Raw genomic sequence first — 18,343 nt, 5'->3', positions numbered from 1 at the left:
ATCCTAGGGAGCCGGCCGGTCAGCCGTTATCCGTTTTCAGCACAGATGCGTGCGGCGCAACGTGTGTGATGGGGTTTCGCCGAACAGGGTCCGGTAATCACTGGAAAACCGACTCAAATGCCAGAACCCCCAGCGCGCTGCCACCTCCTGCACACCCAGCGCCTGATCGCCATTGCGCAGCTCACGGCGCACCGCATTGAGGCGCAACGCCCGCAGATAAGCCACCGGATTGATGCCCAGGGTCTCCTGGAAGCAATACTGCAGTTTGCGTCGGCTGGCACCGATGTGATTGCACAGGTCGAGGATCGACAGCGGCTCATCGACATGGGTCAAGGCATATTCCCGGGCGCGGTCGACCATGCGTTTGCGCGCCGTGGGGCTGAGCGGCGGCGCTTCGTCAGGCGCCACCAGTTCCAATATGTGCAACATCACCGTGTCCCGCAGGCCCCGGCGAATCGACTCGTACCCCAGCAACGAATCACGCCCCTGCTCGCCGCCTTCAAGCTCATCGAACAACGCCGCAAGCTCGGCGGGCAGCGTCGAATTGCCAAGACGGTAACACTTGGGAAGATCGGTAATTCGAAAGCGACTGCCTTGGCGCTCCAGCACATGTTCCAACGCCTGCTCGTCGATGGCGACCCCGAGCAGATCCAGATGCTGGGGGGTGCGCAGCTCGGGCAGGTTTTGGCCGCGGGCGACCAACAGGCTGGGCTCGATAATCGGGTGCCCGGAGCAAAAGACCGGTCCATCGGCACTCAGCGGCACGCTGAAGGTGATGGCGCCCTCCCAGGCCATGCCTTGCTTGGTCATGGCCTGATTAGAGCGGTCGCGCACCAGTTGCATCCAGTCCGAGCGGAACTCGATCAACTCACCGTCGAAACGCCCGGGGGTCAACTGGTCATAGCAGACCTGCCACCCCCCCATGTTGCGGGCGTGCTCATCGATGTCAGCGGTGCGGAACCGATTGATCGGCAGCGTCGGCAACAGGTCCCACGAGACCGCTGGCTGCGCCATGTTGGAGTTGTTCATTGACCCGACCTTTGATGATTCCAGGGCTTACGGGTCAAAGCTCAGGCAAGTTCCATTCCGCCCCGTGGGCCGGTCGGGCAATTGTGCCGAAAACGGATAATCGGCCCGGATTCAGCTGCCGGCGTCGGCATGGGCCTCTTCGAAGAAATAGTCCTTCCAGCTGTCAGCCTTGTTTTTCAACACGCCCAGTTCATGCAGTTTTTCGGCATAGATGTAGGTGCGTTGCGGAACGACGGTGAAGTCGATTTCGGGGTCGGTGACGATTTTCTCCACCAGCGCCAGCGGCAACTTGGACTGTTCAACGCGGATGTAGGTCTGGGCAGCGGCCGGCTTGTCGGCCTTGATGATGCCTTGCGCCTCCACCAGGGCATCGTAGAACGCCTTGTAGGTCTTGGGGTTTTCGTCGTGGAATTTTTCCGTGGTGTAGAGCACGTTGAACGTCGCCGGCCCGCCCAGCACATCATAGGAACTGAGCACCTTGTGCACATTGGGGCTTTGCAGTGCCTGGTACTGGAACGGTGGGCTGGAGAAGTGTGAATTGATCTCCGACTGACCGGCGATCAGCGCCGCCGTCGCATCCGGGTGCGGAAGGCTGACCGAGATGTCGTCGAATTTCTTGAAGTGATCGTTGCCGAACACCTTGGCGGTTTCGATCTGCAACGTGCGCGACTGGAATCCGACCCCTGCGGCCGGGACAGCGATCCGGTCCTTGTCGGTGAAGTCCTTGAGGCTCTTCACGTTCGGGTTGTTGGTCAGCAGGTAGTTGGGCATCGCCCCCAGCGAGGCGATGGCCTTGACGTTCTGCTTGCCGCGGGTCCGATCCCAGATCGTCAGCATCGGCGGAATGCCCGCCGACACCACATCCAGGGCGCCGGTCAGCAAGGCCTCGTTCATCGCCGTCGCGCCGGAAATGCTGTTCCAGTCCACTTTGATATCCAGGCCCTGGGCCTTGCCATGCTTCTCGATGAGCTGCTGGTCACGCACCACATCCAGGATCAGGTAGCCGATACCGAATTGCTGGGCGATGCTGATCTCGCCCTCGGCATGGGCCAAGGGATTGAGCAGCGCAGTGGCCGCCAGGGAAACCAACAAGGTGAGCGCAGAACGCTTGAAAGCCATGGTCTGGTGAACCTCACAGTAGGTGAAAAGACTGAAGGTCACGACTTTAAAGCTATAAGAATATTAATTTAAATACCTTAATGGCATATCAATAGCACCTAAATATTCGGTATCCGAACCCATGAAGCCGCACTCACGGGCACGATCACTTGATAACCTTGCAGACCTCCCCTCACGAACACCCGGCGCGAAGCGAATATGAACGAGATGTCCCTGGATATCGGCATCGCCACCGAATCCGTTTCCCAACCGCGCACCCTGGTATTCCTGGCCTATCCGCAGATGGGTTTGCTGGACCTGACCGGGGCCCAGACCGTGTTCTGGGCCGCCACCAAAGCCATGACCGAACGCGGCCTGCCCGGCTACGCCATGCACACCGCGAGCCTGGCTGGCGGGTTGATGCAAAGCGCCGAAGGCCTGGTCGTTGATACCCGTGCACTGCATGAGCTCGACGGGACACTCATCGACACGCTGATCGTGCCCGGCGCACCGGACATTCGGCAGGCGATGATCGACTGTGTCGATCTGGTGCACTGGCTGCGCAAGGCCTCGGTCCAGGCCAGGCGCACGGCATCGGTGTGCAGCGGCACCTTCCTCATGGCCCAGGCCGGCTTGCTGGACGGACGCCGGGCCGCGACCCATTGGGCCATGTGCGAGATGCTCAAGAGCAATTTCCCGTCGGTTGAGGTGGACCTCGATGCGATCTTCATCCAGCAGGGCAACGTGTGGACCTCGGCCGGTGTCAGTGCCGGCATCGACATGGCACTGGCATTGGTCGAAGCCGACTGTGGTCGCGATGTGGCCTTGCAGGTGGCCCGTGAGCTGGTGGTGTTTCTCAAGCGCCCCGGCGGGCAGGCGCAGTTCAGCCAACTGTTGCAATTGCAGATGCAAGAGAGCGCCGGCTTCGATGAACTGCACGTGTGGATTTCCGAGCACCTGGACGACAACGACCTCACCGTCGAACGGCTGGCCCGCCAAACCAGGATGAGCCCGCGCAACTTTGCCCGGGTCTATAAACGCCAGACCGGCCGAACCCCGGCCAAAGCCATCGAGATGTTCCGCCTTGAAGCGGCGCGTCGAATGCTCGAAGACTCCCAGCGCAACATCGACCAGATCGCCCGATCCTGCGGTTTCGGTGACGAGGAACGAATGCGCCACACGTTTCAGCGCCATCTCTCGATATCCCCCCGGGAGTATCGCAGCCGGTTTTCTCGCTGAGTGCGAACCCCTTGCGCAACTGTCCGTCAGGCCACTCGCCTGGAATGCTCCTGCGGGTCGGCCTGCTCGGCCAGGAGCGCGCTGCAACGGGAACGCAACCAACGCTCCCCCGGATCATTGTGCGAAGCGCCGCGCCAGACCATGGAAAGCTCGTGCTGGGGCAAGCAGATCGGGGCCGCTTGCGCCCGCATGCCGGTCACCATGACCATCGCGTGGGCAACGTAATCCGGCACGATGGCAATCATGTCGCTCTGGGCCAACAGCACGGGCAAGGCGCTGAACTGTGGCACGGTCAACACCACCCGGCGCTGTCGACCCATCAGGCATAACGCGCGGTCCGAATCATCGATGACATTGCCCATGGACGATACGATGGCATGGGGCCGACGGCAGAATTCGTCCAGGGTCAGCTCGCCGGGCTGCGAATCGGCGCGCAACAGCATCGGCCGCATCGGCCGCAGTGTCTTGCGCCGGGCATTGGCCGGCAGCTCCAGTGTCGGGCTGATGCCCAGGGAAATCTCGCCACTGGCCAACAGCTGGGAGACCTGCCACTGATCGGTCCGGCGCACCACCAAGGTGGTGCCCGGTGCCTCGACCCGCAGGCGTCGCAACAGGTCCGGCAGCAGGGCATACTCGACGTCATCGCAAAGGCCGATATGGAAGGTCGCCTCGCTGGTGGCCGGCTCGAACGCCTGGCAGCAGCTCAAGGCGGCGGCGATGCCGTCCAGGGCCGGTGACAGGTTAGAGAAGATTTCCCGCGCCCGGGAGGTCGGTTCCATCAACCGCCCCGAACGGATGAACAAGGGATCATCGAACATCAACCGCAAGCGCGCCAGGGCACTGCTGATCGTTGGCTGGCCGAGAAACAGCTTTTCGCTGACGCGGGTCACGTTTCGCTCGTGCATCATGGTTTCGAAGACCACCAGCAGATTGATGTCAGCACGACGCAGGTCATTTCTGTTCATCATAGTCGTCGCCCCAGGCGCCAGGCCATTGAGTCGGAAGTGGACAAGATCATCGCCTGCACCCTCCATCAAGGCCTAAGACGACGAGGTGTTGAAAGCGTAATCCCCGAGGCGTGCCAGGTCTGTCGTACGTGGGGACACTCGACTCACCCTTTGGGCAACGTCATCGATACTTCGGTATGTATGTATCCAGGCCCGGGTGAACACCGCCTTTGTGGCGAGGGAGCTTGCTCCCGCTGGGCCGCGCAGGGGCCCCCTCTCTTTGGCACAGCTTGGCGGGATTTCAGGGTTTTATGTCCTACCTCAGGCAAAGCGACGCTTCTAAGATACGAACCGATGCTCTGTCGCCCCGACACTCCAGAGCGAGACCACGTAAAAACAAAAGGTCTGCCAGCGTGCCCCTACCCTCCGCGATGTTCAAGAACGTCTATGACAGCCTTCGATACAGCCCAAGCCGGAGCGGGCCTCGGCCGTCGATGGGAATCAGCACCCACCCACTGGTGAACGCCCTCGGCTGGGCGGTAGGCCTGGTGGTGGCCTGCGGGATTGTCATCATCAACTCCGAAACCCATTCCGACCTGGCGCCAACCCTGCTGTACATCACCTTGCTGTTGATGGCGGCCAACCTGTTCTCCATCAATCTGGTGATCGCCGTCGCGCTGATGTGCATGGGCTTGCTCACCGCGATGTTCTTGTACAACGGCGGTTATCACCGCTGGGAATCGACCACCGGCTTCTTCCGCTGCCTGACCGCGCTGTCCGCCATTGCGTTCCTGGCCCTGCGCAGCAAGCAGGCTTCCGACAGCCTGCGGCACAACGAGGCTTACCTGACCGGCGCCCAGCGTCTGAGCCAGACCGGCAGCCTGGGCTTTCGCGGTGATCGACAAGCGTTGTCCTGGTCGGAGCAATCGGCACGGATTTTCGAGTATCCACCCAGCAAGACGCCAACGGTGTCGATGATGCTGGAGCGCACCCATCCTGAAGACCTGGAGTTGGCACGCGGGGTTTTCCAGCAGGCCGCCGCTGGCGAACCGCAGATCGAGGTCAAGCTGCGGCTGCTGATGCCTGATGGACGCATCAAGCACATCCACATGATCGCCAGCCCCCTGCTCGTCCAGCATGGCCGTTTCCAGTATCTCGGCGCACTCATGGACGTGACTGCCAGCAAGCAGGCCGAAGAAGCCTTGTTTCGCGCCCAGAGCCAACTGGCCCACGTCACTCGCTTGACCTCCCTGGGGGAAATGGCCGCGTCCATTGCCCACGAGGTCAATCAGCCACTGACGGCCATCACCAGCAGCGGCGAGGCCTGTCGCCGGTGGCTCAAGCGCCCGCAACCCGATCTCGGGGAAGCCTTGGATTGCCTCGACCGAATCGTCGCCAACGGCTGTCGCGCCAGCGAGGTCATCAGCGGTATCAGGGCGCTGTCGCGCAAGTGCGACCCGTTGCGCCAGCCCGAGCGACTGGACGACATCGTCCGCGAGACCCTGAACCTGGTCCAGCAACAACTGGCTCATCATAAAGTCCGGGCCAAGGTGGATCTGGCAGCGACCGACGGCCAGGTCAGCGCAGACCGGGTGCAACTGCAGCAAGTGATCATCAACCTGATCATCAATGCCTGTCACGCCATGGACGGGGTCAAGGTAGATACACGAACCCTGCATATACGCACCTGGACGGCGAGTGACGAAGTGCTGCTGGAGGTGACTGACCACGGAACCGGCATTGCCCCCGAGGTCCTGCCGTGCTTGTTCAATGCGTTTTTTACCACCAAGGAAAACGGCCTGGGTATGGGCCTGTCCATCTGCCGGTCCATCATCGACTTCCATGACGGCAGGATCTGGGCAACCAGCGAGGCCGGCCAGGGCACCTCGTTCAGGTTCGCACTGCCGCGGCTCACTGGCACCGCTCTGTCGGGGGGTGGGCAATGACCTCCATACAGTCCGCAAGCCCGATCATCGACAACGCCCCCATCGTCTATATCGTTGATGACGACGCACCGCTGTGCCAATCCCTCGGCAGCCTGCTGCGCTCCATCGGCTTGCAGGTCCATCTGTTCGGTTCGGTCGCGCAGTTCATGAACCATCCCAGGCCCGACCAGCCCAGTTGCCTGGTCCTGGATGTGCGCCTGCAAGGCACCAGCGGCCTGGATTGCCAACGGGAGCTGGTCGCAGCCAACGTTCGACTACCGATTGTGTTCATGACCGGTCACGGTGACATCGCCATGACCGTGCGAGCGATGAAGGCCGGTGCGGTGGATTTCCTCGCCAAACCGTTCCGCGAACAAGACCTGATCGACGCCGTGACCGCCGCCCATTACCAGGACCGCCAGCGGCGCGACGCCGAACGCGGCCATCAGCAAGTGCTTGACCGCTACGCCACATTGACGCCCCGGGAGCAGCAGGTCATGGCACTGGCGGTGTCAGGCCTGATGAACAAGCAGATCGCCGGGGAACTGGGCTTGAGTGAAATCACGGTCAAGATTCACCGGGGCCAAGCCATGCGCAAGATGTGCGCACACTCGTTTGCCGATCTGGTACGCATGGCCCAGGTGCTGGAATGGCGCCTGGCTGACACAAGGCGATAGTCAATCGAGCATTTCGGCACTTTGGCCGAGCGTTTCGGCACAGTAACCACTCTTTGTTCATCCTAGACTCGAGCTTCACTTTTAAGCCCCAGAAGGAATCACGATGAAAATCAGGTCACTCCTGCCTGCACTCACCATGGCCGTAGCATTCAGTGGATACGCTGCCGACTTCTCACTGACCAGCCGGGATATTGCTGACAACCGTCCGATGACCAGTCGCGAAGTGTTCCAGGGCTTCGGTTGCGAAGGTGGCAACACGTCTCCTGAGCTTTCCTGGACAAACGCCCCCGCGGGGACCAAAAGCTACGCGATCACGGTCTATGATCCCGATGCGCCGACGGGTAGCGGTTGGTGGCATTGGACGGTGGTCAACCTACCCGCTTCTACCAATAGCTTGCCAAGCGGAGTGGGAGCGAACCTGCCTGCCGGTGCCGTACAAGGGCGAACCGATTATGGCCAGCCAGGATTTGGCGGGGCTTGCCCACCTGTAGGGGATAAGCCCCATCGCTATCAATTCACCGTATGGGCATTGAAAGTCGATAAGCTACCCCTCGACGGTGAGGCCAGTGGCGCCTTGGTTGGGTACATGCTCAATGCCAACGTCCTGGCCAAAGCGACGATCACTTCAACTTACGGACGTTAAAAACGATGCGCCCTTGTGACGGCATACAGCACCGGGAAAACATTATCGATGCGTGTGTCATACAGGCGCGACAGCCCCTCACCTTATCAAGGGTACCGGTGTTCGTGACCACCCTGTGTCGAGTGCGACAGGGGGAAAAACTGTTGCAATGGGATGACCGGGAGATGCGCGCGGGGCCGCAACATCTGATTCTGATGCCGGCCGGACGCGAGCTTGGTATCTCGAACTTCCCCGGCCCTCACGGTCACTACATCGCCGATGCGGTCACCTTTCCGCTCTCGACGCTGCGTCACTTCAGCAGCCGATATAGCCAACAGATCATGAGCCGTCGCGGTGCACTGAAGACCGATCTATGCGTCCCTCTGGACAAGCACACAACCCAGGCATGGAATCAGCTGTTGGCCTCCATCAATGCGAACGCGCCGGACGCATTACGCACACTCTATGGGGAAGCGGTTCTTCTGAGCCTGTGCCTTGGTGGCCAGATCGGACCTCTGCTGATGGGTCGCAACGATCCCATTTGCGAACGTGTGCAGCAGATGGTGATGGGCAGCCCGGAGAAAGACTGGACGGTTGCGAGCGTTGCGCAGCAACTTAACCTGGGTGAGTCGACATTGCGCCGCCAACTGGCGAATGAGGGGGACAGTTTCAGGAGCATCCTGGAGGGCGTTCGACTGGCGACAGCGTTGCAATGGTTGCAAACAACGTCCCGTCCCATCGGTGAAATTGCCGGTGCCTGCGGTTACGCCTCGGCCTCACGTTTTGCGGTGCGCTTTCGCTCACGCTATGGTCTGTCGCCACGTGAATTGCGGGCAACGATTTAAGCATTGCGGTGAGGTGCCCTCCCTGTTGTTGCCCCGCGATGCGGTGGAAAGTTCATACACACGTATACTTGGCGGGGCCATTGGACAGCGTATCTTGCAGTGATACGGGCGCCTTTATGGCTACCTGATATCAAACTCCAGGTATCGACATGTCCAACGCTGCAATCATTTCAATCATTGACGACGATGAGTCAGTTCGAATTGCATTGGATGGTTTGTTACGTTCCCACGGATATCGGGTTAAAACATACGCCAGCGCCTTGGATTTTTTATCTTCCTGCGAACTTGAAAACACAGCGTGCCTGATATCGGATATTCAAATGCCTGGTATGACGGGCATTCAGATGTACGATCGATTATCGGCCCTGGGCATTCATCCCCCGATCATCTTCATCACCGGATACCCTGGCGTGCCTCCCCGTATCAGCGCCGGTACGCCCGAGCCGGTGGCGTTTTTCCCGAAACCCTTCGACTGCGCCGAATTGATCGCCTGCATCGAAGCGGTACTGTCCCGGCCTGCTTGACTGCGGCGCGCCCTCATACCTTCGTATAGAACCCCCCTACCCAGGCATAGGCGCGATGACCTTATGTAGAAGTGTTAAACACAGGTCCTGCCAATAAGCTTCCCTACAGCGAACCGAAACTGAATGTGCTCGATGGCAACTCATTGCAGCCAAGCGATTTTGGAGTACTTCGCGATACGGTCACGCTGAAACAGTTGAACCATTCAACGTATCGATTTTGTCTTCGGGAGCTCATCATGAAACAACGTATTCTGGTTGTTGGCGCAGGTTTCGGCGGGGTCTGGAGCGCATTGAGCGCAGCCCGGCTGCTGGACCAACACGACCGTCATGACGTGGAGATCAGCGTCCTGGCCCCCCAGGCCGAGCTGCGCATTCGTCCCCGTTTCTACGAGCCGGACGTCCACACCATGGCGGCGCCGCTGGGTAGTCTGTTCGACGCCGTCGGCGTGAAATTCGTACAAGGCTCAGCGAGCAGTATCGATGTCGACAACAAACGGGTGGGCTATGTGGATGTGTTCGGTACCCAGGGCACCCTGGGCTATGACCGACTGGTGCTCGCGGCGGGCAGCCAGCTGGTTCGCCCCGACCTGGAGGGCATGATCGAGCATGCCTTCGACGTTGATGAAATCGAACAGGCCACCCGTCTCGAAGCCCATATCAAGTCGCTGAAAAATCTGCCGGACAGCCCGGCCCGCAACACCGTGGTGGTGGCCGGTGGCGGCTTTACCGGGATAGAAACCGCCACCGAAATGCCCGCACGCCTGCGCGCGGTCCTCGGCGAGGACGCGGACATCCGGGTCATCGTGGTGGACCGCGGACCGCAGATTGGTGCAGCGTTGGGCGACGGCATACGTCCATCCATTGTCGAAGCGTCCGAGCACCTGGGTATCGAGTGGATCCTCAACGCCTCGGTCGAGTCGGTGGATGCCGGTGGCGTCACCCTGTCGAGCGGCCAGCGTATCGAGTCCCATACCGTGATCTGGACCGTGGGTTTCCGCGCCAGTCCATTGACCGAACAGGTACCCGGCACCCGCGATCGCCAAGGTCGACTGCACGTCGATGCGAACCTGAAAGTCCTGGGCCAGAACGACATATTCGCCAGCGGTGACGTGGCCTACGCCGCCACCGACACGCTGGGCAACTATGCGGCGATGTCCTGCCAGCACGCCATCGCCCTGGGCCGCTATGCCGGCAACAACGTCGCGGCCGACTTGCTGGGCGTCGCGCCGATGGCCTACAGCCAACCCAAGTATGTGACCTGCCTGGACTTGGGTGCCTGGGGCGCGGTGTACACCGAAGGCTGGGATCGCCAGCTCAAGTTGGTCGGGCAGGAAGCCAAGGAGCTCAAGACCCAGATCAACACAGTGTGGATCTACCCGCCCGCGGCTGATCGCGCAACCGCCCTGGCCGCCGCCGACCCGTTGATCCCGGTAGCCTGAAACCCGTTTCCGCCCCCCGGCCAGTCCCTCCTTTCTGCGCCGGTCTTTCCCAGACGCCTGCCGACGATCCTTGGGCAGGCGTTTTTTCCGGTGCTCGTCCCCAAGCCAGCCTGAATATCGTCACTGCCCAGCAAAATCCGCATCAATGCCCGCCCATCGCCCTCCGTGCACAAGGTAAGGTAGGCAGAAATCATCCGGATCGAGGTGTGCCGTGGCGTCCTATTCCTTGCGTCAGCTGAAGTACTTCGTCACCACCGTCGAATGTGGCAGCGTCGCCGAAGCCTCTCGCAAGCTGTACATCGCCCAACCGTCGATCGCCTCCGCCATCAAGGGCTTGGAAGACAGTTTCGGTGTGCAATTGCTCATTCGTCATCACGCCCAGGGAGTATCGCTGACGCCCGGCGGCGCGCGCTTCTATCGCAAGGCCCAGGAACTGCTGCGCATGGCCCGGGAGTTCGAGCAGAACGCGCTGGCCGATAACGATGTGGTCAGCGGGCAGATCGACATCGGTTGTTTCGAAACCGTCGCCCCACTCTACCTGCCAAGGCTGATCGCGGGCTTTCGCGAGCGCTTCCCAGGGGTGGAAATCCGCGTGCAGGATGGCGAGCAACAGGAACTGGTGCAAGGTCTCACGGGGGGGCGTTTCGACCTGGCGATTTTTTATGAACACGACCTCGACAGTACCATCGAGACCGAAGCACTGACGGCGCCGCAACGCCCTTACGCGTTGTTGCCGGTGGGGCATCGCTTCGCCGACCAGGCCCAGGTATCGCTGCGCGACCTGGCCCTCGAACCGATGATCCTGCTGGATGTGCAGCCCAGTCGCACTTATTTCGTGAGCATCTTCGAGGAGCTGGGCCTGGCGCCCAACATTGTCTTCAGCTCGCCGTCCATCGAGATGGTGCGGGGCATGGTCGGCCAGTCCTTTGGTTTTGCCGTACTGGTGACCCGCCCGCACTCCACCTGCACCTACGATGGGCAACACCTGGTGTGCGTCGACATCGCCGAGGACGTGACCGGTTCGGCACTGGTGGCAGGCTGGCTCAAGCGCGCGCACCTTACCAAGCCGGCGCAGTTGTTTGTCGACTACTGCAAGGAACAGTTCAGGCAATGGCTGCCTTGAGCCACGACAGGCCAGGCACAACTGCCCGCCCCGGCCTGTAAGTAAAACACCAACCCCGTGGCGAGGGAGCTTGCTCCCGCTGGGTTGCGCAGCGACCCCATGCAAGCCGAACGCGGTCAGGCTGATACACCGAGGCGCCTGGTGTTGGGGCTGCTGCGCAGCCCAGCGGGAGCAAGCTCCCTCGCCACAAGGGATGTTTCTAGCGAGCGGCCCAGGCGTTGAAGCGTTGCTCCAGTTCCTCGCCATGGTCGACCCAGAACTCCGCGTCCACGGCTTGGGCTTCAGCCAGGTTGGCCTCGGCGGTGGGCAACTGTTCCTGTACCGCCGTCGGCAACAGCGCCAGTGTCTTGCGGTGCACCGGCCCATAAGGGATGTTTTCCGAAAACACCTTCTGGGTCTGCGGCTGGCTGGCAAAGGCAATGAACTGCTCGGCCAGGGCCTTGTTCGGCGTGCCCTTGACCACGGCCCAGTACTCCGGGTCGTAGAGGCTCTGCGGCCAGACGATGCTCAGCTTCATGCCTTCTTTCTGCGCCGACGCGATGCGTCCGTTGTAGGCCGCACTCATCGCCACGTCCCCCGCCACCAACCACTGCGCCGGTTGCGCGCCGGCTTCCCACCATTGGATGTTCGGCTTGATCTGGTCGAGCTTGGCGAATGCCCGGGACACGCCTTCCGGGGTGTTCAGCACCTTGTACACGTCGTGCGCCTTGACCCCGTCGGCCAGCAAGGCGATTTCCAAAGTGTACTTGGCGCCCTTGCGCAGGCCGCGCTTGCCTGGGTACTCGGCAACGTTCCAGAAATCCGCCCAGGACTTGGGTGCCTTGGCGAGCTTGCTCTGGTCATAAGCCAGGACCATCGACCAGACGTAGGTGGCGACCCCACATTCATTGAGTGCTCCCGGCACATAGTTCGCCGGGTCGCCCAGGCGCCCCAGGTCAAGCTTCTCGAACAGCCCCTCCTCGCAACCACGCAACAGCTCTGGGCTCTCCACTTCGACGACGTCCCAGCTGGTGTGGCCGGCGGCGACCATGGCCTTGATCTTCGACAATTCACCGTTGTATTCGCCAGCCACGATGTTTCCCGCGCCGCTGGCGTTGAAAGGTTGGAAGTAGGCCTTGTCCTGGGCCTGCTTGGTGGCGCCGCCGAAGGAAATCACGGTCAAGCTCTGGGGCGCGGCCATGACGCTTGAACTCAACAACGCCAATGCACACGCGATATTGCAACGCAAGGATCTGGACATGAAGCGGTTCCTCGAAAATACCGGCTCGCCCGCACGAGCCGGTGACGGGACTCAAAAGTGACCGTAAATACGGGCGGCAAGGTCTACAGCAAAGGCTCTTGTCGGCCTGTTCATGGGTGTCGCCTGGCTGACCGCGAGGAATCTCCTTCCCTTGAAATCGTCCTCCTCAGGCACCTTGCGGTCAGCAATCATTGGGTTCACAGAGATGGCTCGCCAGCCGATCCATCAAGCGGTCGCAGGCGGCCATTTGTTCAACGCTCACGTATTCGTCGGGCTTGTGCCCCTGGTCCATGCTGCCGGGGCCACAGACCACCGTCGGCACCCCGGCCTGATGGAACAGGCCGCCTTCGGTGCCAAAGGCGACGGTGCCGAACGCGTCGCTGCCGCACAGTTGCGCAACCAGTCGGGCGGCCGCGCTGTCCGGCGAAGTGGCGAGGCCCGGGTAGGCCGACAACGGTTCGAAGCGGATTGCGGTATCCCCCGCCACCGCCTGCATGGCCGGCAGCAGGGTCTGCTCGGCATAACCTTGCAATTGCTCGACCACCACGAGGGGATCGAAATCCGGCAAGGCGCGCACCTCGAAATCGAAGCGACAGTCCGCCGGGACGATGTTCAGCGCCGTGCCGCCGTGGACCACCCCGACCTGCACCGTGGAACACGCCGGGTCGAAGCGCGGGTCGTGCCGCGAAGGTTCGGCCAACTGAGCGCCGATCTCGCCCAACCGCCCGATCAGGCGCGCCGCCTGTTCGATGGCGTTGACCCCGTAAGGGGCATAGGCCGAATGACAAGCCGCCCCCCGGACATGACAACGCATCGCCAGCTTGCCTTTGTGCCCCAGCACCGGTCGGAGTTGGGTGGGTTCGCCAATCAGGCACAGGGCCGGTTGCGCGATCCGCCGAACCAGCACCTCCAGCAAGCTGTGAACGCCCAGGCAACCCACCTCTTCGTCATAGGAAAACGCCAGGTGCACCGGTCGCCGAAGCGGGCTGGACAGGAACACCGGCACCGCCGCGAGCACCGAGGCCAGATACCCCTTCATGTCCGCCGTGCCGCGCCCGAACCATTTCCCGTCCATCTCGGTCAGGCAGAACGGATCGACCGTCCAGGCCTGCCCGTCCACCGGCACCACATCGGTATGCCCGGACAACACCACGCCACCGGGCACCGCCGGGCCAATGCTCGCCAGCAGGTTGGCCTTGGTTCGCTCGGCGTTGTAGATCAGCTCGCTGTTCACGCCCAGCCCTTGCAAGTAGTCGCGCACGAACTCGATCAAGGCCAGGTTCGAATCGCGGCTGACCGTGGCAAAGCTCACCAGCTCGGCAAGCAGCGCGCGACTGCGCAGCTCACTCATCACCCGGCACCCCATAACTCGGCGCCAGGGTCGGGTTGAGCGCACGGGTCAGGTAATCCTGCAATTGCGGCTGATAGACGAGCCAGAGTTTTTCCAGCTCGCCGATGGGGTTTTCCTCGGCCCAATCCACCCGTAGATCGACGATGGGCCAGGTCAGGTCATCGACCACCGACAGCGCCGCCGAATGCACCGCTCCGGCCTCCCCACCCGCCGCCTGCCCGGCCTGCAACGCGCTCATCAAGCGTGACACAAGACAACCACCGCCCCGCTCGAAGGTCGTGACCATGGCCTCGATCACCGCAGCGTTGGCCAACAGATTGCCTGCCGCCACGCATTGCTCACCGGCCACGGCGTTGTGGGTGCCCAGGGTATGCTCGCCGCTGAAAATCGCCGTGCGGCCCTCGGCATCGATCACCGCCACCTGCCGGTATTGGCCGTAGCCGTTGCGCGCCAGGGTCCGCTCCAGCGCCGCTTGCGCGGTCAGGCCGCTGGCCAATTCATCGAGAACCTGCGGGCCCAGGGCCGGCAGCGTAATGTTCTGGCTCGACACCGCGCCGACGCCGGCTCGCAACCAGGGACAACGGGCACCCACGGCAATGCTCGAGGAGCTGATGGCGATGCCTAACTGGCCAGTTTCGGCGCAGCGCCCGACGATGGAAAAAGTCATGCCGCACTCCTTATTCGGGGATCACCGCAATCACGTCGATTTCCATCAGCCACTGCGGCTGGCCCAGGGCACTGACCACCAGGCCGGTGGAGATCGGAAACACGCCCTTGAGCCACTTGCCGACCTCCTGGTACACCGGCTCGCGATAACGCGGGTCGATCAGGTACGTCGTGGTCTTGACGATGTGGCTCAGGTCACTGCCGGCCTCTTCCAGCAATTGCTTGACGTTGCGCATGGCCTGTTCGGCCTGGGCGCGAGGATCGCCGAGGCCCACCAGTTGGCCATTGAAATCGGTACCGACCTGACCACGCACGTAGACGGTGTTGCCGGCGCGCACGGCCTGGCACAGATCGTTGTCCAGCGTCTGGTTCGGGTAGGTGTCCTTGGTATTGAACATGCGAATACGCGTGTGAGTAGGCATCAACGAACTCCCGTGAGACTGGTTTTCGAACGCTGTGAATCGCTGTCGAGTGCCGACGCCTGGCGCTGGGCAGCATCCTGATAGGCGAGATAAATGCGTTGCTTCACGATGTGGTCGGCAATATGCCGGGCGTCATGCCAGACGCCCCAGATGAACGCCGAGCCCCGTCGCGACAGCCAGGGCAAGCCGACGAAATACAGGCCCGGTTCCCTGGAAACGCCACGCTGATGCCGAGGCTTGCCATTGGCGCCGAGGGCGTCGACCTTCAGCCAGCTGTAATCCACCGAGTAGCCGGTGGCCCAGATGACACTGGTCACGCCGGCGGCGACCAGGTCCAGTTCCAGGATTGGCCGGGTCAGGCATTGCGGATCAGGCAGCCGGTGACGAGCTTCAGGTTCGAGCGGCAGGTCCAGGCCGTTGCGGGCGATGTAGGCGTCGGCGGCATCCAGCAGCGCCAGGTAGTTTTCGTCGCCGCGGGCGATGTTTTCGGCCAGATTCGGCTCAAAGGTCACCACGCTGCCATTGAACGATTTCGTCAGCCCCACCAGGGTGATGCCCTCCTGGGCCAGCCGGCGAAAATCCACGGTATGGCCACCACGGGCACCGCTCACCGCGATAGTGACGTGCTCCTTGCCCGGCTGGACCGCCTCCGCGTCCCACTCGCCCAGCACGCCCAGCCACCAGCAGAAATCGCGGTTGCGATAGGCCCGGGGCGGACGATCGTGGGCGCCCACCGAGAGATAGACCTGTTTGCCGGCGCGCTGCAGTTCATCGGCGATCTGCACCCCCGACGACCCGGCGCCCACCACCAACACAGCCCCTTCGGGCAATTGCCGGGGATTACGGTACTGGGCCGAATGAAGCTGGGTGACCGTCGCCATGTCCGGCGCAATCGGTGGAATCACCGGTCGTTGAAAAGGCCCGGTGGCGACGACGACATGGATCGCCTCGATCAAGCCTTCAGAGGTTTCAACGGTGAACCCCGGACGGCCGACATTGCGCTCGACTTTCCCGACCTCCACGCCGGTACGGATCGGCGCGCTGAACTTGTTGGCATAGGCCTCGAAATAATCGGCCACCTGGTCCTTTGTCGCGAAGTCATCAGGACCGAGTCCCTCAAATTCCAACCCCGGAAAACGGTCATGCCAGGCCGGGCCATTGGCGACCAGCGAATCCCAACGTGATGTGCGCCAAGCTTCGGCAATGCGGCTTCGCTCCACCACGAGATGCGGCACGCCTTGCCGGCTCAAGTGCTCACTCATGGCTATGCCGGCTTGGCCGGCGCCTATGACGAGCGTATCGATGTGTAGGGTTTCAACAGGCATGTCTGTGCACTTCCGGCAATAGGTTCGATTCAGGCGGGCATGGCCCCGCCTCGGGTTCAGTTTTCTTGTTGTTCTGCGGTTGCGGTTATCGAGATGAGGTGTCGAGGCGATTGTGTTGGCAGGCGGGAATTTGCGAAACGAGGGTTTTTATCGTTGCTGGGAAGGAAAAAAATGGGCTACTGCCCGGGCGTGATACCCAAAGGAACAAGGCGAGTCTTGTTTGCAGCTGAGACATGCGGAACCTGTGGCGAGGGAGCTTGCTCCCGCTGGGCTGCGCAGCGGCCCCAAACCTATCACCAAGGTCTGTCAGGCGGATTGCGTCCAGCTTTTAGGCTGCTGCGCAGCCAGCGGGAGCAAGCTCCCTCGCCACAAGAGCGGTTTAGCGGTGTGGCAAGAAGGTCGATGCACGCGGTAGCGCCACCCCTGACATCCACATCTTGGAGAGGGAATGCCTTTGTGGCGAGGGAGCTTGCTCCCGCTGGGGTGCGCAGCGGCCCCAAACCTGTCGCCAAGGTCTGTCAGGCGGATTGCGTTCAGCTTGTAGGCTGCTGCGCAGCCAGCGGGAGCAAGCTCCCTCGCCACAAGAGCGGTTTAGCGGTGTGGCAAGAAGGTCGATGCACGCGGTAGCGCCACCCCTGACATCCACATCTTGGAGAGGGAATGCCTTTGTGGCGAGGGAGCTTGCTCCCGCTGGGTTGCGCAGCGGCCCCAAACCCGTCGCCAAGGTCTGTCAGGCAGATTGCGTTCAGCTTGTAGGCTGCTGCCCAGCCAGCGGGAGCAAGCTCCCTCACCACGGTATTGAGGTGCGGCACAACGGGCTTATCCCGCCACGACACCGGCCTGGATGGCTCACTCACTGCATCCGCGCCGGAAACGCCTTGAGCTCAAGTTTCTCCATCACCAATCCGATGAAAGCCGAAACCGCCAGCGGCAACTGCCGCCGGCTCGGATAGAGCACATTCAGACCGAAGCCGACGCGTTGGTATTGTGGCAGGACACGCACCAGTCTTCCGGCTTCCAGGTCGAGGCTGCTCAGCGCCCCCGGCAACACGGCGATGCCAAGGCCGGCGACGGTCGCCCTGCGCAACGCCTGGGCGGTGTTGGCGTGGAATCGGCTGGCGATCTGCACCTGTTCCTCGATGCCGTCCGGGCCAACGAATCGCCAATGGGTCATGCCGCCGGGATGAGCGAAACTCACGCCGTCGTGGTGGGCCAGATCCTGCAACGAAAGCGGTGCGCCGCGCGCGGCAATGTACGCAGGGCTGGCGACCATGCCGTCACCGTCGTTCTTGAGCAGTTGGCGACCGACATACCCCGAGTCCTGCAAGGGACCGCCGCGAAAGGCAACGTCGATGCGGTCGGCAATCAGATCGACCCGGGCGTCGCTGAGCACGAAATCAAGTTGCACTCGCGGATGCGCGGCTAAAAAATCGGCCACCCATTGCATCGGGAAGAAATCGAAAAAATCCGCCATCGCCGCGATGCGCACCAGGCCGCTGGGTTCCTCGCTGCCCATCATCAGCTCCTGTCCGGCATCCATCAGGCCGTCCACCGCATCCACGCAGCGCTCATAAAACCCCTGGCCCGCATGAGTCAGGGTGAGTTTGCGGGTCGAGCGCTGCAGAAGTCGCGATTCAAGCTGGGCCTCCAACTGCTGAACCCGTCGGCTGACGGTATTGGAAGGCATGCCCAAGCGTCTGGCGGCTTCGGCGAAGCTGCCGCTGCGGACCACCTGAACGAACAGCGCAACATCGTTGAGATCGAGCATGGCACTGACATTCCTTCGCTTTATGGATGAGTTCAATCCGATTGTATCGGCTAATCAATCTATTGGCAGGCACTTATCCTTCTCGCATCGAGGCCCAACGCCC

At 61.8% G+C, this 18,343-nt stretch carries 17 protein-coding genes; 8 read left to right on the top strand and 9 right to left on the bottom strand.

Annotated elements, in window-relative coordinates; translation table 11 throughout:
- Positions 1-36: 36 nt before the first annotated feature.
- Together BLO97_RS03915 and BLO97_RS03910 are read right to left on the bottom strand one after the other, a co-directional pair.
- A complete protein-coding gene (locus BLO97_RS03915) occupies positions 37-1,029 on the bottom strand; it encodes a helix-turn-helix domain-containing protein (RefSeq protein ID WP_092345034.1) in 993 nt (330 codons plus the stop codon).
- Positions 1,030-1,140: 111 nt separating this feature from the next.
- Positions 1,141-2,148 (bottom strand): ABC transporter substrate-binding protein, encoded by a 1,008-nt coding sequence (locus BLO97_RS03910; RefSeq protein ID WP_092345109.1) that lies wholly within the window; start codon positions 2,146-2,148, stop codon positions 1,141-1,143.
- A 207-nt stretch (positions 2,149-2,355) separates the two neighbouring features.
- Here BLO97_RS03910 and BLO97_RS03905 point away from each other — a divergent pair, with 207 nt between their 5' ends.
- Positions 2,356-3,366, top strand: a complete 1,011-nt coding sequence (locus BLO97_RS03905; protein ID WP_092345107.1) for a GlxA family transcriptional regulator — start codon at positions 2,356-2,358, stop codon at positions 3,364-3,366.
- Between the two features lie 26 nt (positions 3,367-3,392).
- On the opposite strand, the gene BLO97_RS03900 is transcribed toward BLO97_RS03905, so the two are convergent.
- Entirely contained in the window at positions 3,393-4,334 is a 942-nt protein-coding gene (locus BLO97_RS03900; protein WP_092345032.1) for a LysR family transcriptional regulator, read from the bottom strand.
- 473 nt (positions 4,335-4,807) lie between these two features.
- Between BLO97_RS03900 and BLO97_RS03895 the strand changes: the two genes are divergently transcribed.
- The 7 genes from BLO97_RS03895 to BLO97_RS03865 all read left to right on the top strand — a co-directional run bounded on the left by BLO97_RS03895 (position 4,808) and on the right by BLO97_RS03865 (position 11,468).
- A complete protein-coding gene (locus tag BLO97_RS03895; protein WP_092345030.1) occupies positions 4,808-6,259 on the top strand; it encodes a sensor histidine kinase in 1,452 nt (483 codons plus the stop codon).
- Positions 6,256-6,915: a response regulator transcription factor gene (locus BLO97_RS03890; RefSeq protein ID WP_092345028.1), complete on the top strand. Its 660-nt coding sequence runs from the start codon at positions 6,256-6,258 to the stop codon at positions 6,913-6,915. The genes BLO97_RS03895 and BLO97_RS03890 overlap by 4 nt, the downstream gene beginning before the upstream one ends.
- A gap of 103 nt (positions 6,916-7,018) precedes the next feature.
- Complete coding sequence (locus BLO97_RS03885) at positions 7,019-7,558, top strand: kinase inhibitor (RefSeq protein WP_092345026.1); 540 nt, start codon at positions 7,019-7,021, stop codon at positions 7,556-7,558.
- Positions 7,559-7,563: 5 nt separating this feature from the next.
- The gene (locus BLO97_RS03880) at positions 7,564-8,382 is read left to right on the top strand and encodes a helix-turn-helix transcriptional regulator (protein ID WP_092345024.1); all 819 of its coding nucleotides are present in this window, start codon (positions 7,564-7,566) and stop codon (positions 8,380-8,382) included.
- A gap of 149 nt (positions 8,383-8,531) precedes the next feature.
- The gene (locus BLO97_RS03875) at positions 8,532-8,906 is read left to right on the top strand and encodes a response regulator transcription factor (RefSeq protein ID WP_092345022.1); all 375 of its coding nucleotides are present in this window, start codon (positions 8,532-8,534) and stop codon (positions 8,904-8,906) included.
- A gap of 236 nt (positions 8,907-9,142) precedes the next feature.
- Positions 9,143-10,345 carry an NAD(P)/FAD-dependent oxidoreductase gene (locus BLO97_RS03870; protein ID WP_092345020.1) on the top strand — a complete coding sequence of 401 codons (1,203 nt, stop codon included), beginning with the start codon at positions 9,143-9,145 and terminating at the stop codon, positions 10,343-10,345.
- Between the two features lie 211 nt (positions 10,346-10,556).
- Positions 10,557-11,468 carry a LysR substrate-binding domain-containing protein gene (locus tag BLO97_RS03865; RefSeq protein ID WP_092345018.1) on the top strand — a complete coding sequence of 304 codons (912 nt, stop codon included), beginning with the start codon at positions 10,557-10,559 and terminating at the stop codon, positions 11,466-11,468.
- 199 nt (positions 11,469-11,667) lie between these two features.
- Here the strand turns inward: BLO97_RS03865 and BLO97_RS03860 are convergent, their stop codons facing one another.
- The 6 genes from BLO97_RS03860 to BLO97_RS03835 all read right to left on the bottom strand — a co-directional run bounded on the left by BLO97_RS03860 (position 11,668) and on the right by BLO97_RS03835 (position 18,240).
- Positions 11,668-12,648, bottom strand: a complete 981-nt coding sequence (locus tag BLO97_RS03860) for an ABC transporter substrate-binding protein (protein ID WP_371856933.1) — start codon at positions 12,646-12,648, stop codon at positions 11,668-11,670.
- A 241-nt stretch (positions 12,649-12,889) separates the two neighbouring features.
- Positions 12,890-14,059 (bottom strand): acetylornithine deacetylase, encoded by a 1,170-nt coding sequence (argE, locus tag BLO97_RS03855; RefSeq protein ID WP_092345016.1) that lies wholly within the window; start codon positions 14,057-14,059, stop codon positions 12,890-12,892.
- Complete coding sequence (locus BLO97_RS03850) at positions 14,052-14,726, bottom strand: DUF1028 domain-containing protein (RefSeq protein ID WP_092345014.1); 675 nt, start codon at positions 14,724-14,726, stop codon at positions 14,052-14,054. The genes argE and BLO97_RS03850 overlap by 8 nt, the downstream gene beginning before the upstream one ends.
- Positions 14,727-14,736: 10 nt before the next feature.
- Positions 14,737-15,147 carry a RidA family protein gene (locus BLO97_RS03845; RefSeq protein WP_003201555.1) on the bottom strand — a complete coding sequence of 137 codons (411 nt, stop codon included), beginning with the start codon at positions 15,145-15,147 and terminating at the stop codon, positions 14,737-14,739.
- Complete coding sequence (locus tag BLO97_RS03840) at positions 15,147-16,472, bottom strand: flavin-containing monooxygenase (protein WP_092345012.1); 1,326 nt, start codon at positions 16,470-16,472, stop codon at positions 15,147-15,149. The genes BLO97_RS03845 and BLO97_RS03840 overlap by 1 nt, the downstream gene beginning before the upstream one ends.
- Before the next feature lie 853 nt (positions 16,473-17,325).
- Complete coding sequence (locus tag BLO97_RS03835) at positions 17,326-18,240, bottom strand: LysR family transcriptional regulator (RefSeq protein ID WP_063321410.1); 915 nt, start codon at positions 18,238-18,240, stop codon at positions 17,326-17,328.
- Between the last annotated feature and the right edge of the window lie 103 nt (positions 18,241-18,343).

The organism is Pseudomonas sp. NFACC05-1 (genome assembly GCF_900100135.1).
GTDB lineage: Bacteria > Pseudomonadota > Gammaproteobacteria > Pseudomonadales > Pseudomonadaceae > Aquipseudomonas > Aquipseudomonas fluorescens_Q.
The sequence above is the reverse complement of the archived record's forward strand: the minus strand, read 5'-3'. Positions and strand labels throughout refer to the sequence as shown.

Excerpts from the sequence above, each read along its gene's own strand:
- BLO97_RS03915 (WP_092345034.1), bottom strand. The coding sequence starts at position 1,029 with ATGAACAACTCCAACATGGCGCAGCCAGCGGTCTCGTGGGACCTGTTG.
- BLO97_RS03910 (WP_092345109.1), bottom strand. The coding sequence starts at position 2,148 with ATGGCTTTCAAGCGTTCTGCGCTCACCTTGTTGGTTTCCCTGGCGGCC.
- BLO97_RS03905 (WP_092345107.1), top strand. The coding sequence starts at position 2,356 with ATGTCCCTGGATATCGGCATCGCCACCGAATCCGTTTCCCAACCGCGC.
- BLO97_RS03900 (WP_092345032.1), bottom strand. The coding sequence starts at position 4,334 with ATGATGAACAGAAATGACCTGCGTCGTGCTGACATCAATCTGCTGGTG.
- BLO97_RS03895 (WP_092345030.1), top strand. The coding sequence starts at position 4,808 with ATGGGAATCAGCACCCACCCACTGGTGAACGCCCTCGGCTGGGCGGTA.
- BLO97_RS03890 (WP_092345028.1), top strand. The coding sequence starts at position 6,256 with ATGACCTCCATACAGTCCGCAAGCCCGATCATCGACAACGCCCCCATC.
- BLO97_RS03885 (WP_092345026.1), top strand. The coding sequence starts at position 7,019 with ATGAAAATCAGGTCACTCCTGCCTGCACTCACCATGGCCGTAGCATTC.
- BLO97_RS03880 (WP_092345024.1), top strand. The coding sequence starts at position 7,564 with ATGCGCCCTTGTGACGGCATACAGCACCGGGAAAACATTATCGATGCG.
- BLO97_RS03875 (WP_092345022.1), top strand. The coding sequence starts at position 8,532 with ATGTCCAACGCTGCAATCATTTCAATCATTGACGACGATGAGTCAGTT.
- BLO97_RS03870 (WP_092345020.1), top strand. The coding sequence starts at position 9,143 with ATGAAACAACGTATTCTGGTTGTTGGCGCAGGTTTCGGCGGGGTCTGG.
- BLO97_RS03860 (WP_371856933.1), bottom strand. The coding sequence starts at position 12,648 with ATGGCCGCGCCCCAGAGCTTGACCGTGATTTCCTTCGGCGGCGCCACC.
- argE (WP_092345016.1), bottom strand. The coding sequence starts at position 14,059 with ATGAGTGAGCTGCGCAGTCGCGCGCTGCTTGCCGAGCTGGTGAGCTTT.
- BLO97_RS03850 (WP_092345014.1), bottom strand. The coding sequence starts at position 14,726 with ATGACTTTTTCCATCGTCGGGCGCTGCGCCGAAACTGGCCAGTTAGGC.
- BLO97_RS03845 (WP_003201555.1), bottom strand. The coding sequence starts at position 15,147 with ATGCCTACTCACACGCGTATTCGCATGTTCAATACCAAGGACACCTAC.
- BLO97_RS03840 (WP_092345012.1), bottom strand. The coding sequence starts at position 16,472 with ATGCCTGTTGAAACCCTACACATCGATACGCTCGTCATAGGCGCCGGC.
- BLO97_RS03835 (WP_063321410.1), bottom strand. The coding sequence starts at position 18,240 with ATGCTCGATCTCAACGATGTTGCGCTGTTCGTTCAGGTGGTCCGCAGC.